Here is a 14612-nt window from a genome sequence, read left to right as displayed (position 1 = left end):
TTCTGACGAGGAGCACTCCGCCGCGGGGCGGCGCTCCTGCGGAAAATGGCGGGACCGGTGGCCTCGGCGGGGGCAGAATCGGCCCCATGGCGGACATCGAAGCGTTCCGGGACGCGGTCACCGGCTGGGCGGCCGGCGGCCCCGGCGGGCCGGCGGGTGAGCTGGCCGAGCGCCTGGGCGTGCGGGCGGCCGTACTGGTGGAGGGGCCGAGCGATCTCGCGGCCGTCGAGACGCTGGCCTCCCGGCAGGACCGGGACCTGGCCGCCGAAGGGGTGTGCGTCGTCTCCATGCGCGGGGCGATGAACGTCGCCCGCTTTGCCGCCCTGCTCGGGCCGCCGGGGCTGGGACTGCGGCTGGCCGGACTCTGCGACGAGAACGAACAGGGCTTCTACGAGCGCGGGTTGCACCGGGCCGGGGCGCCGGGCGAGGGCTTCTTCGTGTGCGTGGCGGACCTGGAGGAGGAGCTGATCCGCGCGCTGGGCGTGGCACGGGTGGCGGAGATCGTCGAGGCCGAGGGCGACCTCCCGGCCTGGCAGACCTTCGTCCGCCAGCCCGCGCACCAGGGCGGACGGCCGGAGGGGCAGTTGCGGCGGTTCCTGGGGACGAAGTCGGGCCGCAAGATCCGCTACGGGCACCTGCTGGTCGGGGCACTGGACGCCGGGCGGGAGCCGGCCCCGCTGCGCGAGCTGCTCGCGCACCTGTGAGACGGCGTCAGAGGTCGACGGCGTCCAGGTGGTAGGTGGTGTCGACCAGGAAACCGCCGGCGGCGGCCTTGACGGTGAGCACGTACTGGCCGGGCGCCAGCGGGTCGAGGGCGCACCACAGGCCCCAGGCGACCCGCGGGATGCCGGTGGCCAGGAAGCGCCTGGAGGCGAACTCGTGCACCTTCAGCGGGACTCCGTTGAGCGCCGCCTCGGCCTGGGAGGCCTCGACGCGCCACGGTGCGGAGGAGAGGCCGAGGGCGATCCGCTGGGTGTTGAAGACCGGGAAGAAGACCGGCTTCCCGGCGGCGATCGGACAGCGGCGCACGACCCGGCCGCCGTAGGTGCCGGCCAGGAACCAGACGTCCGAGGGCTGCCGCCAGCCGGCGAACTCGCCGGTGGTGTCGGCGACCGGGCTGCGCTCCATCGGGGCGGACAGCGCCCACTTCCACCAGCGCGCCGCGAGCTCCGCGCCCCGGCGGGGGTCCACGGTGTCGGCACCGGTCTCGGGGGAGGCGGCCTCGCCCACGTCAGCTCCTCGGGTCCACGCGCGCACCGCACATCGGCCCGCGTGGCGACCCTATCCGGTGGCGCCCGGGCCCTCCCGTGCGGGAGGGCCCGGGGCGGGCGGGCTCGTTCGGCCTCGTTCGGCCTCGGACCTCCAGGCGGCGGACGGTGATCTCGTACCGGTCGACCGCGCCCTCCCGGACTCGAACGCCTCAAGGCTCATGTGCGGCCGGTCATGGGTGATCGCGGCGTCTCCCTCTCTGCAGGCTCCTTCGAGGTGCAGCAGTCACCGTACGCCGGCGGGCGGTCAGCCGGTGGCGCGGACGTAGATGTCGGCGGCGCCGGGGAGGCCGGCGGGGTCGGGGGCGATGTAGATGCGGCGGGCGCGGGCGGGCGTCGGGGTGACGACGGGGGTGGGGGTGGGGTCGGCGGTGGGGGTCGGGGTGGGCGAGGGGGTGTCCTCCGGGGCTGGGAGGGGCTGCTCGGTGGCGGTGGCGGGGGCGGTTTCGGCTGCGGACCCGGCCTCGGACTCAGCCTCGGACTCAGCCTCGGATTCGGTGGCCGGGGCGATGTGTCCGGTGGGTTCCGGGGTGGTGGGCTCGGGCTCCGCGGTGGGGGTTTCGTCCGGGAGCGCGGACGGGGCGGCGGACGCGGACGGCGTCGGCGCCGGCGAGGACGGGGAGGCGGACGGGTCGGGGACGCCGACCTCGCGCGCTTCGGCCGGCTCGTCGCCGCCGAGGGCCTCGGCGAGGTCGGCGGGCAGCGGGGTGAGCGCACCGGGGGCGGCCAGGTCGTAGGTGCGCAGGAAGTCGCCGACGCCGACCTCGTGCCCGCCGGCCAGCCGGTAGTGCAGGTAGGCGACGGGCAGGCCGTCCGCGGTGCGCGTGTAGACGGCGCCGACCGGCACGTAGTAGCGGCCGGCGCCCGGGTGCTGGGAGGGGTGGAGGCCGGCCAGCAGTTCGGCGCGGTCGCGGTCGGTCTCGATGGCGCCGCGGCCGACGGTGAGGGCGTTGACGCCCCGGACGGCCAGGGCGGCCAGCACCGATACGAAGATCACCAGGCCGATCGCGACCGTACGGCGCAGCACGGGTCTGCCGTGCAGCGCCGGCCACGAGTCGCTGGGCACGCGTTCCGGCGACAGCCCGCGGTCGGGCCCTCGTTGCCTCACTCTTCCTGCTCCCCCGGTCCGTCGTCGTGGCGGCCAGGCACGGCGCGACCACTCGTAGTGCTCGACGTGGACCCTACGCTCCGAGTTCCGCACCGGACCACCCGGCCCGACCGGCCCCACCGGCCTGTCCCGTACCCGTCAGCCCAGGTACGCCGGGGCGACCGCCGCGTCGAGCAGCCGCCGCGCGGAGCCGGTGCCGTCGGCGGGGACGGTCCACAGGTCGGCGCCGAAGTCGCCCGGCATGGCGTACAGCAGGGTGTGGTCGTCGGACCAGACGGCCTGGTCGTCGATGCTGCGCTGTTCGGCGGTGGGCGTCTCGGTCATGGTGGCGAGGTCCAGGACGTAGAGCCGCCAGGGGGCGTCCTCGGAGGCGCCGGGCACGCGCTTCTTGTAGGCGACCCGGGTGCCGTCCGGGGAGAGCGAGGGGCATTCGACGTTCTGGTGGAGGGTGGTGAGGGTGCGGGCACCCAGGGCGCCGCGGACCAGGTAGGTCTGGCCGCCGGTGGCGACGGTGGCGTAGAAGGCGTCGTCGTCGACGAAGGTCACGCCCCAGATGTTGACGTCGGGCGCGCGGTACGGCTTGCCGTCCTTGATCACGTCGAAGTCCTCCAGGTTCTCCCGGAGGTTCCAGTCCCGGACGTCGACGATCGAGGTGCGGGTGGAGAAGTCGGTGCCCGCGTAGGAGTCGCCGCTCACGAAGACGGTCCAGGCGGCGAGGTGGCCGGAGGGCGAGACGCGGGAGCGGGTGGGGATGCCGGCGACCGGGAAGGAGCGCCGTTCGCGCAGCCGGTCGTCGAGTACGACGGCGCGGTAGGTGTCCTGGAGGGCGCCGCGTTCGGCCTGCAGGCAGATGCCGGTGCCGGCGGCGGCGTAGAAGCGCAGGCACTGGACGCCGGAGGAGGTGCGGGGGCCGTCGGGGCGGTCGGCGGGGACGGTGGCGATCTCGTCGCGGTGCGGGCCCCAGGCCATGTTGCGGAAGACCAGCTGCCGGGCGGCGGGGTCCTTGAGGGTGACCTCGCCGGGGGTGACGACGGGGCCGCCGGCCTGGACGCGGTCGCGTTCGGCGGAGCGGTCGGCGGCCCACAGCACGGCGCCGGTGCCGACCGCGCCGAGCAGGACGACGGCAACCAGCAGGATCAGCACCCGGGTGCGGTTGCGGAGGGGGGCGGTGGTCACTTGGGCACCTCGGGGTCGACGGGTCCTTCAACAGCGGGGCCTTCAACAACGGGGCCTTCGACGGCAGGGCCTTCGAAGGCGGGGTCTTCGACGACGGCGGGCTCGCGCAGCACGAAGGCCGCCCCGGTGACGCAGCCGGCCAGCGCCAGCGCCGACCAGGTCAGCGCGGTGGTGCCGCCGACGACGCTCCACAGCGCGCCGAACGCCAGCGAGCAGGCGAACCGGGCGAGCGCCTGCCCGGTGCCGACCAGGGCGAGCCCGGCGCCGCGCTGCCCGGTGGGCACGGTGTCGGCCGCGGCGGCGGCGAGCACGCCGTCGGTGGCGGCGTAGAACGCGCCGTGCAGCAGCAGCACGCAGACCACCACCGGCAGCCCGTCGAGCGGGGAGAGCAGCAGCCCGTAGGCGGTCAGCAGGACGCCGTGGCCGGCCAGGAACAGCCGGCGGCGCCCGATCCGGTCGGCGAGCGCGCCGAGCGGGACGGCGAGCAGCAGGAAGGCGCCGGCGGTGCCGAGCGGGAGCAGCGGGAAGTACTCGGTGGCGAGGCCGAGCCGGCGCTGCACGAGCAGGTACAGGAAGGAGTCGCTGACGGTGGTGAGGCCGAGCAGCACGGCGCAGACGGTGAGCCGGCGCAGGCCGGGGATGCGCAGCAGGGCGAGCCCGTCGCGCAGCCGGGGGTGGAGGGTCGACGGCTCGTCGGCCCGCAGCCGGTTCGGTACGAAGAGCAGCAGGACGAGCACGCCGAGCACCGCGACGCAGGCGCTGACCGCGAACACCGCGTGGTAGCCCTGCTGTTGGCCGCCGTCGGCGAGCAGCGGGCCGCCGGCCATCCGCAGCACCAGGAAGGCGGTGAGCGGTCCGAGCAGCGCACCGGCCGTGTCCATCGCCCGGTGGACGCCGAACGCCCGTCCGCGGTGGGCGGGTTCGGTGGCGAGCGAGATCATCGCGTCGCGCGGGGCGGTGCGCAGGCCCTTGCCGGTGCGGTCGACGGCGAGCACGGCGCCGATCAGCGGCACGGTGTGGACGAGCAGCAGCAGCGGCTTGCAGAGCGCCGACAGGCCGTAGCCGACGGCGGCGACGGCCTTGTGCCGGGGCGCGCCGTCGCGCCCGCGCCGGTCGGCGAGGTGGCCGCCGGCCAGCCGGACGACGGCGCTGAAGCCGTTCTGGATGCCGTCGAGCAGGCCGAAGCCGAGCGGGGACAGGCCGAGGCCGGTGAGCAGGTAGAGCGGCAGGACGGCGCTGACCATCTCGGACGAGACGTCGGTGACCAGGCTGACCACGCCCAGGACCAGGACGGTGCCGGGGACCGCCGCCCGGGCGGCCCGGCCGGCGGTGGCGCCGTCGGCCGCACGGGTGGCTCCCTCGGCGGCCTCCCGCCGCCCCGGCCGGGTGTCGGCCGGGGCGGCGGGGGCCTTGGAGCTGCGGGAGTCCGCGACGTACACGGGCGTCAGTTCCAGATGCCGGTGATGGTGGCGGCGGAGGCGGCGTTGCCCGCGTGGGTGGTCAGGCCCGCGAGGTCCTCCAGCGTGCGCAGCACGTTGTAGTGGTTGTAGGTGGTGGCGGTGGTGGAGCCCGGGGTGACGTGGGCGCCGTAGAAGACGGTGGGGATGCGGTTGCCGGACAGCTTGTTGTCCTCGTCGAAGGTCATGACGAGGATGCTGTTGTTGTTCTTGGCCCAGGCGGCGTAGGCGCCGAGCTTGTTCTGGATCCAGGTGTCGCCGGTGGAGACCGAGCAGTCGTGCATGTCGTTGCACAGGTCCGGGACGACGAAGGAGACCTTCGGCAGGCTCGCGAAGTTCGTCGGGAACTGCGTCATGGTGTACGCGGTGTTGGTCGGCACGTTGCCGAAGCCGAACCACGGGTTGTGCTTCTGCGCGTACTTGCCGCTGGAACAGGTGGTCGAACCCTGGCTCGGCAGGCCCTCGTTGTAGCTGCCCCAGCTCTGGCCGGCGGCGATCAGCTCGGAGGCGAGGTTGGGCTGGTTGATCGAACCGACCGGCACGCAGCTGTCGTCGGTGCGGCCCTGGTTGGAGCCGGAGAACAGCTGGTAGTAGTTGGGCTCGCTGGGGTGGGTGAGCCCGAACGACTGGGTGAGGGTGGCGCCGCCGGCCTTCAGGGTGTTGTTGATGTACGGCGCGCTGGAGCTGCCGATCACCTGGGTGTAGGCGTGGTTCTCCATGACGACGACGACCACGTGGTCCGGGGTCGGCAGCGCGGCGGCCTGCGCGGCGGTGCCGGTGGCGGCCCACAGGCCGAGCGAGCCGGCGACCAGGGCCAGGCCGGCGGCGGAGGCGGTGAGGGTGCGGCGGCGGGGGCGGCGCGGGGCGGCGCCCTCGGCGACGGGGGTCGTGGCGCTCATGTCAACAGTCTCCTGGTTCTCGGGCATGGTGTCCTCCGTACGTCGGGGGCGGCCGGGTGGGGAGGTGGCCCGGCCGCGCGGGAACTGCCGGGGTGGGAGAGGCCGCCGATCGGGGAACCGGCGGTTTCGGAGCGCCGCAAACAGTAGGAGCGGCGCGGTGGCGCGGGCCTCGGCGGCCACATGAAGAAACGGCGAACAGCGGTGGGTGGCCGAGGACCGCCGCCGGACGCGGGTCACAGGCGTCGCGATTGACCCGTCCGTCACGGGCGTGGTGGGATTTCGGCTGTCCGCGACTGCCGGTACCGGCCTGACCTGGGCATTCCGGGCAGCCGGGGGCGACGGGTTTCGGCCGCCCCGGGCGGGCGGGCACCGGGGCCGGTCGGCGTGCGGCCCTCGGGCAGGTGTCGGGCGGGTGGCGTGGTGGAACGGGACGTGAGCAGGGCGTGAGCGTGGAGTGAGAGGACCGGACGGGAACGGTTCGGACGACATCGGTTCCGGCGCGTTGGGCGGTCCGGGTGACGGTGGCGGCGCGGGCGCGGCACCACCCGGCCGCGGACGGCTCGTCGTCGGGGTGGGTGTGCGCGGCTCGGCGACCGGGGCGGAGCTGCTGGACCTGATCCGGCGGACGCTCGCCGCGGCCGGGCTGCCGTCCGGCGCCGTCGGCGCGCTCGCCACCCTCGACGGCAAGGGCGGTCACCCCGCCGTCCGCTCGGCCGCGGCGGCGCTCGGTGTGCCGGTGGCCGAGTACCCGGCCGCGGCGCTGGCCGCCGTCCCCGTGCCCAACCCGTCCGGCGCCGTCGGCGACGCGGTCGGGACGGCCAGCGTGGCCGAGGCGGCGGCGCTGACGGGGGCCGGCGGCGGGCGGGCCGAGCTCGTCGTCCCCAAACGGAGGTCGGCCGCCGCGACGGTGGCCGTCGCCCGCGTCCCGCGGCCGTCGGTGGCCCACCGCCGTCCGCAGCCCCGGCAGAAACCAGGAGAGCAGCCGTGACCCCCCACTCCCCCGCCGAAGGCGCCCGCACCGAGGACGCCCCGGGCGAGCCCGACCTGCGCCACCACGGTGACGCCGAGGTGCGCGCCGACGGCGCCGGACTCGTCGACCTCGCCGTCAACGTCCGCACCGGCACGCCCCCGGACTGGCTGCGCGCACGCCTCGCCGCCACCCTCGCCGACCTCGCCGCCTACCCCGACGGCGCCGCCGCCCGGGCCGCGGTCGCCGAGCGGCACGGCCGGCCGGTGGCGGAGGTGCTGCTCACCTCGGGTGCCGCCGAGGCCTTCGTCCTGCTGGCGCGCGTGCTGACACCTCGTCACATCGTGGTTGTTCACCCGCAGTTCACCGAGCCGGAGGCCGCGCTGCGGGGCGCCGGACACTCGGTGCGGCGGGTCCTGCTCTCCGCCGCGGAGGGCTTCCGGCTGACCGAGGGAGCGGTGCCGGAGGAGGCCGACCTGGTCGTGCTCGGCAACCCCACCAACCCCACCTCCGTGCTCCACCCGGCCGCCACCGTCGCCGCCCTGGCCCGGCCGGGGCGCACCCTGGTGATCGACGAGGCGTTCATGGACACCGTGCCCGGAGAGCGCGCATCCCTCGCCGGCGCGAGGGACCTGCCGGGCCGGGTGGTCGTCCTGCGCAGCCTCACCAAGACCTGGGGGCTGGCAGGCCTGCGGATCGGCTATGTGCTCGGCCCGGCGCCGCTGATCGCCGAGCTGGCCGCGGCCCAGCCGCTCTGGCCGGTCTCCACCCCGGCGCTGGTGGCCGCCGAGGCCTGCTCGGCCCCGGCCGCACTCGCCGAGGCGGAGGAGGCCGCACAGGAACTCGCCCTGCGGCGCGACCACCTGCTGAAGGGCCTGGCCGCCTTCCCGGCCGTCCGGGTGCACGGCGAGCCGGCGGCGTCCTTCCTGCTGGTCGAACTGCCCGGCGCCGACGCCGTCCGCGCCCGGCTGCGCGCCCTGGGCTTCGCCGTCCGCCGGGGCGACACCTTCCCCGGCCTCGGCCCGGACTGGCTGCGCATCGCCGTCCGGGACGAGCCCACCACCGACCGCTTCCTGACCGCCCTGGCGCAGGCTCTCGACGGCTGACGCCCGGCCGCCGCGGTCAGCGCAGCAGCACCACCGGGTCGCCGACCGCGACCCGGCCCGGGGCCAGCACCCGGGCGTACACCCCGACGCAGGGCAGCGCGGGCATGCCCGGCAGCGGGACGCGGCGGTTGCGCTCGGCGAGCGTGCGCAGCGCCGCCGCCGAGCGCGGCAGCCCGGGGCCGTGCGCGAGGGTGGGGACGGCGCAGCGCGGCGTCGCCGTGACGACCCGCAGCCGCAACCGCGGCCCGATCGCCAGCTCGCCCTCCACCCAGCCGTTCTCGACGAAGCCGGGGGCCGGGTCGAGGGTCCGGACCACCACGTTCGGCCGGTACCGCTCGGCCGCGACGCCGTCCGCCGCGGCGAGCGCGGCGGTGGTGAGCAGGTGGAGCGGCGCGAAGTCGAAGAAGGTGCCGGGCGGCGCGCCGCGCCCCAGCTCACTGACGGTGAACCCGACCTCGGCGCGCGGACCGTGTTCCAGGACCTCCTCCGGGACGGACCGCTCGACGCTCGCGCCCGGCGGCGGCTCGTCCACCAGCCGGACCTTGCGCCCCAGCCGCTCCGACAGCCCGCGCTCGTCGACGACGGCGCCGTCCGGGCCGGTGACCACCACCTCACCGCCGGTCCCGGTCCGGGCGGTGAACCCGAGCACGCCCGCCCACAGACGCGGGTGCTTGGCGCTCACCACCCGCCCGGTGTCGACGTCCAGCAGCGCGTACGCGCGGTCGCCGCGAATGCCGCGCTCCGTCACGGACGCCTCGCGGAGCTCCTCGCCGAGCATCGACTTCACGGGGTGCCGCCGCAGCCGCTCCACCGTGCCGACCCTCACGCCCCGACCTCCAGCTCCGCCCGCGCCCAGCCCCGCAGGGTGGCGAAGTCCTCGGCCCGCAGCCCGATCCTGGGGTCGATCCGGAAGGTGGCCGCCGGTCCCGGGTGGTGAGCCGCTATCCACTCGGTGTCCTGCGGCCCCAGCTCGTCGTCCACCCAGACGAACGGCCGCCCGGCCGCCCACTCGACCAGCACCCGGGTCTTCCAGTGCAGGCCGTCGGGCTCCTCCTGGTCGATCCGCGGCCAGGGGACGTAGGGGAGTTCGGGCAGGCCGACCAGTGGGGCGATCAAGGTGTTGGCCTCGTGCTGCCAGGCGGTCGCCCAGACCAATGCGAAGGGCAGGTCCAGCAGTTCCGGCCCGTGCCCCGGGTTGAGCCAGAGCCGCAGCGGCTCGACCTCCTCGGCCGGCCGACCGGGGAACCGGTTCCGCCGGAAGTCGGGACGGAGGTGGTGGGTGCGGTAGCCGGCGGGCTGTTCCTGCGGCACGGCGGCGTACGGGTTCAGCGGGCCGTCGACGTCGAGGAGGAGCAACGGGAGTTCGGTCATGGGGTCGATCGTCCCGCGTGACGGGGGCGTTGACCATCGCTTATCGGCGCATCGGTCTGGGACAGGATCGGGATGTTTCCCGCACCCGGCCGTGAACGATCCCGTCGTACGGTCGTGCTGCGCCGGTGAACGACACCGGTGGTCAGGACTCCGGGGGATCCCGCATGCGCTCGCGCCGACTCGCTCTCACCGCCCTCGCCGTCGCGGCGCTCGCCGTCACCGCCACCGCGTGCGGGCCGGAGAACAGCGACGCCGCCGCGCCCGCGTCGAGCCCGGCCGTGACCACCTCGCCCTCCGTGGCCGCGACCACCGCCGCGAAGCCGTCCGAGACCGCGAAGCCCTCCGGAGCCACCAAGCCCGCCGCGTCCGCCTCCGGCCAGGCCGCCGGCAGCTGCGGTGCCAAGGACCTCGTGCTCACCGCCAAGGCCGAGTCCCAGGCCGGCGGCTACATCCTGATCGCCGCCAAGGCCAAGCCCGGGGTGACCTGCACGCTCCCGGCCCGGCCCCCGGTCATCGCCTTCGGCTCGGGCGGCATCGAGGCGTCCAAGGCCGAGCAGGGCGTCAGCCAGCCGATCAAGCTCAGCGGCTCGGACACCGCCTACGCGGGCGTCATGACGAAGACCACCAAGGACAACCAGGCGGTCCAGTTCACCGACATCATCGTGGGCATCGGCAACCCGGACCCCGACCCGGTCAGCCTGCCGATCGGCCCGACCAACGTCGACAAGCCGATCGTCACCAACTGGCACAACCTGCCCGAGAACGCCGTGCCCGTCCACTGAGAAATCCGCTGGTCGCGCGGCCGGATCCCTGCTTGGATCCGGCCATGACCAGTGACACCGGAGTGCCGGACGGCTACGAGATCTCCACCGACCCCGCGCGCCTCGACGCCGCCCTGATCCACCGGTGGCTGTCCCAGGACGCCTACTGGGCGATCGGCCGCAGCCGCGAGAAGCAGGACCGGGCGATCGCCGACTCGCTCAACTTCGGTCTCTACGAGCAGGCTTCGGGCAACCAGGTCGGCTACGCGCGGGTGGTCACCGACCGCGCCACCTTCGCCTGGCTGTGCGACGTCTACGTCGCCCCGGCCGCCCGCGGCCGCGGCCTCGGCACCGCCCTGGCCGCCGCCGTCCGCGACGGACTCGCCGAGCACGGCCTGCGCCGCGTCCTGCTCGCCACCGCGGACGCCCACGGGGTCTACGCGAAGGTCGGCTTCGAGGCCATGGCCAAGCCCGAGAAGTGGATGATCCTGGGCGAGCAGTAGGCGCCGGCCGGCCGGGCCCTACTGCCCCGGCCGGCTCCACAGACCCCGGGCGGCCAGCACCGGCAGCACGCCCTCGCCGAACCAGTACGCCTCCTCCAGGTGCGGCATCCCGCTGAGCACGAACTCGTCGATGCCCAACTCGTGGTACTCGGTGACGAGGTCGGCCACCTCCCGGTGGCTGCCCACCAGTGCCGTCCCGGCCCCGCCGCGCAGCAGCCCGATGCCCGCCCACAGTCCGGGGTACACCTCCAGCCGCTCCGCCGAGCCCCCGTGCAGCGCCAGCATCCGGCGCTGCCCCACCGACTCGCTGCGGGCCAGCGCCCGTTGGGTCTCCCGGACGCGCTGCGGGTCCATCGCCGCCAGCAGCCGCTCGGTCTCCGCCCACGCCTGCGCCGAGGTGTCCCGGGTGATCACGTGCAGCCGGATCCCGAACCGCACCGTCCGCCCCTGCCGCTCGGCGAGTTCACGGATCCAGGCGATCTTCTCCCGCACCTGCGCGGGCGGCTCGCCCCAGGTGAGGTACACGTCCGCGTACCGGGCGGCGACCTCGCCCGCCGCCGGGGACGACCCGCCGAAGTACACCGGCGGCACCGGATCCGGCAGCCGGTTCAACTCGGCCCGCTCCACCCGCAGGTGGACACCGTCGTGGTCGACGCTCTCCCCCGCCCAGAGCCGCCGCACGACCGACAGGAACTCCCCGGTGCGGGCGTAGCGCGCGTCCTTGTCCAGGAAGTCCCCGTACGCGCGCTGCTCCGCCGACTCCCCGCCGGTCACCACGTTCAGCAACAGCCGCCCGCCGGAGTGCCGTTGGTACGTCGCCGCCATCTGCGCCGCCAGCGTCGGCGCGATCTGCCCGGGCCGGAACGCCACCAGGTACTTGAGCCGCTCGGTCACCTGGGTGAGCATCGCCGTCGTCAGCCAGGCGTCCTCGCACCACGCCCCGGCCGGCGTCAGCGCCCCCTCGAACCCCAACTGCTCGGCGCTGCGGGCGATCTGCCCCAGGTACCCGAGGGACGGCGGCCGGTCGCCCCCGGCGGCACCGGGCGTCGACCCGTGCCCGCCGCCGACGACGTGCCGGCTGTCACCGTTGGTGGGCAGGAACCAGTGGAACGTCATGGTCATGAACACACACTCCGCTGCGGGAAGAGCCGTCTGAAAGGACCAACACCGGGACGCTCACCGACGACAGGCGGCCGCCCACACTCTCCCCAGGTCCACGTGCAATCGACGCACGAGCCCCCCGGGCACCCCAGCAGCAGAAACGTTCACGTCCGCCATTCTCCGCCCGGCCCCACCCCTCGATCAAGAGAGCCGACCGACCCCGCCCCTGTCATCGGACCGGTGACGACGGGTTGGAGCTCGGGGTCGAGCGGGACTTCCGGCTTCCCGAGAGGGCGGGCCACGACGCGGTGGTGCGGGCGCCGGCCGGGCACCTGGCGGAGGATCCGGACGCGCCATGACGGCCGCAGGGCCTCCCCGGTGAGGTGGGGAGGCCCTGCGGACGTGCGGGGTGGTGCTGCCGGCGGAGCGGGATCAGACCAGGCCGGCCTTCTCCAGGGCGGCGCAGCAGGTGTTGATCAGCAGGCGGGTGACGACGTAGGGGTCGACGTTGGCGTTCGGGCGGCGGTCCTCGATGTAGCCCTTCTGGTCCACCTCGACCTGCCACGGGATGCGGACCGACGCGCCGCGGTTGGAGACGCCGTAGGAGTAGACGTTCCACGGGGCGGTCTCGTGCTTGCCGGTCAGGCGGGACTCGATGTCGGCGCCGTACTGGGTGACGTGCTCCAGGACCTTCTCCTGGGAGGTGCCGAGCGACTCGCAGGCGGTGATGATCGCGTCGTAGTTCTCGCGCATCGCCTTGGTGGAGAAGTTGGTGTGCGCGCCGGCGCCGTTCCAGTCGCCGCGGACCGGCTTCGGGTCGAGGGTGGCGTCGATGCCGAACTCCTCGGCGGTGCGGTAGAGCAGGTAGCGGGCGATCCACATGTCGTCGGAGACGGTCAGGGCGTCGACCGGGCCGATCTGGAACTCCCACTGGCCGGGCATGACCTCGGCGTTGATGCCGCAGATGGCCAGGCCGGCATCGATGCAGCGGTCGAGGTGCAGCTCGACGATCTCGCGGCCGAAGACCTCCTCGGCGCCGACGCCGCAGTAGTAGCCGCCCTGCGGGGCCGGGTAGCCGCCCTCGGGGAAGCCGAGCGGGCGGGAGCCCTTGAAGAAGGTGTACTCCTGCTCGATGCCGAAGATCGACTCCTGCGCCTCGTACTGCTCGGCGACGGCGCGCAGCAGGGCGCGGCTGTTGGACTCGTGCGGGGTGCCGTCGGTCTCGTGGACCTCGCAGAGGACGAGGATGTGGTCGCCGCCGCGGATCGGGTCCGGGGTGACGCGCACCGGCGTCAGCACCCGGTCCGAGGCGTGGCCCTCGGCCTGGCTGGTGGAGGAACCGTCGAAGCCCCAGGTGGGGATCTTGTCCGCGTTCGGCAGGACACGAGTCTTGGAGCGGAGCTTGGCGGTCGGCTTGGTGCCGTCGATCCAGATGTACTCGGCCTTGATTGCCACGGCGGTGTACCTCGCAAACTGAGTGGTGGGTGCCCGCGTAGCGTTGCAAGCCGCCGTTTCCCGGTTGTTCCTCTTGTGTAACGCGCATGTGAACCAACCGTCCGCATTGGCACGGTTACGGTGCGGGAGTGCCGCGGGTGGCACTCCCGCATCCGTGGGGGTCCGGGGGTGGGCTCCGGGGCGAGCCCGGGGGCCTCAGTGCCGGCGGGCGTGGGCCGGGGCGGCGGCCCGGCGGCGGCGGGTGGCCCAGAGGGCGCAGCCGCCTCCGGCGACCAGGGCGGCGGCCCCGGCGGCGAGCCGGCCGGTGGCGTCGTTGCCGCCGGTGGAGGCGAGGCTGTCGGGCGCGGCGGGGTTGGCGGAGCCGGAAGCGGAGGCGGCGGGGGCCGCGGCCCGGCGGGCGGTGGCGGAGGAGGAGCCGGAGGCAGAGGCAGGGGCGGCGGCAGTAACAGTGGCGGTGGCGGACGGGGTGGTGTCCGCGACGGGCTGCGCGGCCGGGGTCTGCGTGACCGCGGTCGCGGGGGTGGCCGACGCGGTGGCGGTGGCCGTCGGGGCGGCCGGCACGGGCTTCTCGCAGCTCACCGAGGCGACCTTGACGGTGCCGGTGACCTTGGCGACGTTGAGGTTGAGCGGGTCCACCGCCACCTGGACCTCCAGGGCGGAGGCGGCGGCCGTCGTCGAGGTGGTGGTCTTCTTGGAGAACTCCACCGACACGCTGCCGACCAGCGGCACGTCCACCTTGGTCGGCCCGTACAGGCTGAGCGTGACCGGCTTGCCGAGGACGGTGAGCCCGACGGGTGCGACCACGTCGGCGGTGGGCTGCCCGTCGACGGGGCAGGTGGCGGTGGCGCTGAGCGCCTTCAGGCCGAGCAGGGTGGTCCCGGGCAGGCCGGGGGCGTGCACATCGGCGTCGGCGAGCGTGACGGAGGCGGTGGCACCCTTGGCGTCGACCTTGGTCACCGACTTGCCGACGTCGGCCTTGACCAGGGTGACCGGACCGGACTGGTCGACGCCGTCGACCGTGGCGGTAAGGACGGTGCCCTCGCGCTGCGCCGGGGATTCGACCTTGTTGAGCGAGACGTCCACCGGGACGTCCACGGCATTGCTCAACAGCCGGACGTCCAGGTCGAGTTCGGCGGTCACGGCGCGCGCCCTGCCCGGCGCGGAGGCCGGGGCGGACGGAGAGGACTCGGCGGCCCCGGCGGGCGGCACGGTGAGCACGGTGAGAGCGGTGCAGGCCAGCACGGCGGCGGCTGCGGAAACGATTCGTCGAGAAGACATGGTGGTACCCCCCATGGCTGAATGGATGAGCCGCCAGTCTTCTCAAACGATCCGTCACATGAGTCACACAGAGCGTCATTTCACCCGTTGGGGTGAAGTTGACGCTCTGCGCTGACCCGCTTCTGCTAGGGCGCGCGAGGACCTCGCCCCGGCCGGGGAATC

Annotated in this window: 15 protein-coding genes; 5 read left to right on the top strand and 10 right to left on the bottom strand. The window is 74.6% G+C overall.

The annotated features are described in order from the left end of the window. Positions 1-86: 86 nt before the first annotated feature. Complete coding sequence (locus ABZW10_RS27065) at positions 87-704, top strand: TOPRIM nucleotidyl transferase/hydrolase domain-containing protein (protein ID WP_355370479.1); 618 nt, start codon at positions 87-89, stop codon at positions 702-704. 7 nt (positions 705-711) lie between these two features. On the opposite strand, the gene ABZW10_RS27060 is transcribed toward ABZW10_RS27065, so the two are convergent. From ABZW10_RS27060 to ABZW10_RS27040, 5 genes are all read right to left on the bottom strand, one after another. Next, positions 712-1230, bottom strand: a complete 519-nt coding sequence (locus ABZW10_RS27060; protein WP_355370476.1) for a hypothetical protein — start codon at positions 1228-1230, stop codon at positions 712-714. A gap of 285 nt (positions 1231-1515) precedes the next feature. Further along, the gene (locus ABZW10_RS27055; RefSeq protein WP_355370473.1) at positions 1516-2334 is read right to left on the bottom strand and encodes a hypothetical protein; all 819 of its coding nucleotides are present in this window, start codon (positions 2332-2334) and stop codon (positions 1516-1518) included. Positions 2335-2514: 180 nt separating this feature from the next. Next, positions 2515-3552: a TolB-like translocation protein gene (locus ABZW10_RS27050; protein WP_355370471.1), complete on the bottom strand. Its 1038-nt coding sequence runs from the start codon at positions 3550-3552 to the stop codon at positions 2515-2517. Further along, positions 3549-4991: an MFS transporter gene (locus tag ABZW10_RS27045; protein ID WP_355370468.1), complete on the bottom strand. Its 1443-nt coding sequence runs from the start codon at positions 4989-4991 to the stop codon at positions 3549-3551. The genes ABZW10_RS27050 and ABZW10_RS27045 overlap by 4 nt, the downstream gene beginning before the upstream one ends. A gap of 5 nt (positions 4992-4996) precedes the next feature. Next, the gene (locus ABZW10_RS27040; RefSeq protein WP_355370466.1) at positions 4997-5908 is read right to left on the bottom strand and encodes an alkaline phosphatase family protein; all 912 of its coding nucleotides are present in this window, start codon (positions 5906-5908) and stop codon (positions 4997-4999) included. A 454-nt stretch (positions 5909-6362) separates the two neighbouring features. On the opposite strand from ABZW10_RS27040, the gene ABZW10_RS27035 reads away from it, so the two are divergent. Both ABZW10_RS27035 and cobC read left to right on the top strand, forming a co-directional pair. Beyond that, positions 6363-6896: a cobalamin biosynthesis protein gene (locus ABZW10_RS27035; RefSeq protein ID WP_355370463.1), complete on the top strand. Its 534-nt coding sequence runs from the start codon at positions 6363-6365 to the stop codon at positions 6894-6896. Next, positions 6893-7981: an Rv2231c family pyridoxal phosphate-dependent protein CobC gene (gene cobC, locus ABZW10_RS27030; protein WP_355370461.1), complete on the top strand. Its 1089-nt coding sequence runs from the start codon at positions 6893-6895 to the stop codon at positions 7979-7981. The genes ABZW10_RS27035 and cobC overlap by 4 nt, the downstream gene beginning before the upstream one ends. Positions 7982-7997: 16 nt before the next feature. On the opposite strand, the gene ABZW10_RS27025 is transcribed toward cobC, so the two are convergent. Continuing rightward, positions 7998-8807 carry an MOSC N-terminal beta barrel domain-containing protein gene (locus tag ABZW10_RS27025; RefSeq protein WP_355370458.1) on the bottom strand — a complete coding sequence of 270 codons (810 nt, stop codon included), beginning with the start codon at positions 8805-8807 and terminating at the stop codon, positions 7998-8000. Further along, positions 8804-9352, bottom strand: a complete 549-nt coding sequence (locus ABZW10_RS27020; RefSeq protein WP_355370455.1) for a hypothetical protein — start codon at positions 9350-9352, stop codon at positions 8804-8806. The genes ABZW10_RS27025 and ABZW10_RS27020 overlap by 4 nt, the downstream gene beginning before the upstream one ends. Positions 9353-9516: 164 nt before the next feature. On the opposite strand from ABZW10_RS27020, the gene ABZW10_RS27015 reads away from it, so the two are divergent. Both ABZW10_RS27015 and ABZW10_RS27010 read left to right on the top strand, forming a co-directional pair. Next, positions 9517-10134, top strand: coding sequence for a DUF4232 domain-containing protein (locus ABZW10_RS27015; RefSeq protein ID WP_355370452.1), 618 nt, complete (start codon positions 9517-9519; stop codon positions 10132-10134). A 44-nt stretch (positions 10135-10178) separates the two neighbouring features. Further along, positions 10179-10616, top strand: a complete 438-nt coding sequence (locus ABZW10_RS27010) for a GNAT family N-acetyltransferase (protein WP_355370449.1) — start codon at positions 10179-10181, stop codon at positions 10614-10616. Between the two features lie 18 nt (positions 10617-10634). On the opposite strand, the gene ABZW10_RS27005 is transcribed toward ABZW10_RS27010, so the two are convergent. The 3 genes from ABZW10_RS27005 to ABZW10_RS26995 form a co-directional block, all read right to left on the bottom strand. Further along, complete coding sequence (locus ABZW10_RS27005; protein ID WP_355370446.1) at positions 10635-11738, bottom strand: LLM class flavin-dependent oxidoreductase; 1104 nt, start codon at positions 11736-11738, stop codon at positions 10635-10637. Between the two features lie 411 nt (positions 11739-12149). Further along, complete coding sequence (gene glnII / locus ABZW10_RS27000; protein ID WP_355370443.1) at positions 12150-13172, bottom strand: glutamine synthetase GlnII; 1023 nt, start codon at positions 13170-13172, stop codon at positions 12150-12152. Between the two features lie 195 nt (positions 13173-13367). Then, positions 13368-14450 carry an LAETG motif-containing sortase-dependent surface protein gene (locus ABZW10_RS26995; RefSeq protein WP_355370441.1) on the bottom strand — a complete coding sequence of 361 codons (1083 nt, stop codon included), beginning with the start codon at positions 14448-14450 and terminating at the stop codon, positions 13368-13370. Positions 14451-14612 lie beyond the last annotated feature (162 nt).

The sequence above is a fragment of the Kitasatospora sp. NPDC004723 genome, from assembly GCF_040609255.1.
In the GTDB taxonomy this organism is placed as follows: Bacteria; Actinomycetota; Actinomycetes; order Streptomycetales; family Streptomycetaceae; genus Kitasatospora.
This window is presented reverse-complemented; position numbering and strand designations above follow the sequence as displayed.

What these genes read in the sequence shown, in the direction of transcription:
- ABZW10_RS27015 (WP_355370452.1), top strand. Translation starts at nt 9,517, where the DNA reads ATGCGCTCGCGCCGACTCGCTCTCACCGCCCTCGCCGTCGCGGCGCTC.
- ABZW10_RS27005 (WP_355370446.1), bottom strand. Translation starts at nt 11,738, where the DNA reads ATGACCATGACGTTCCACTGGTTCCTGCCCACCAACGGTGACAGCCGG.
- ABZW10_RS26995 (WP_355370441.1), bottom strand. Translation starts at nt 14,450, where the DNA reads ATGTCTTCTCGACGAATCGTTTCCGCAGCCGCCGCCGTGCTGGCCTGC.
- ABZW10_RS27040 (WP_355370466.1), bottom strand. Translation starts at nt 5,908, where the DNA reads ATGAGCGCCACGACCCCCGTCGCCGAGGGCGCCGCCCCGCGCCGCCCC.
- ABZW10_RS27065 (WP_355370479.1), top strand. Translation starts at nt 87, where the DNA reads ATGGCGGACATCGAAGCGTTCCGGGACGCGGTCACCGGCTGGGCGGCC.
- ABZW10_RS27010 (WP_355370449.1), top strand. Translation starts at nt 10,179, where the DNA reads ATGACCAGTGACACCGGAGTGCCGGACGGCTACGAGATCTCCACCGAC.
- ABZW10_RS27020 (WP_355370455.1), bottom strand. Translation starts at nt 9,352, where the DNA reads ATGACCGAACTCCCGTTGCTCCTCCTCGACGTCGACGGCCCGCTGAAC.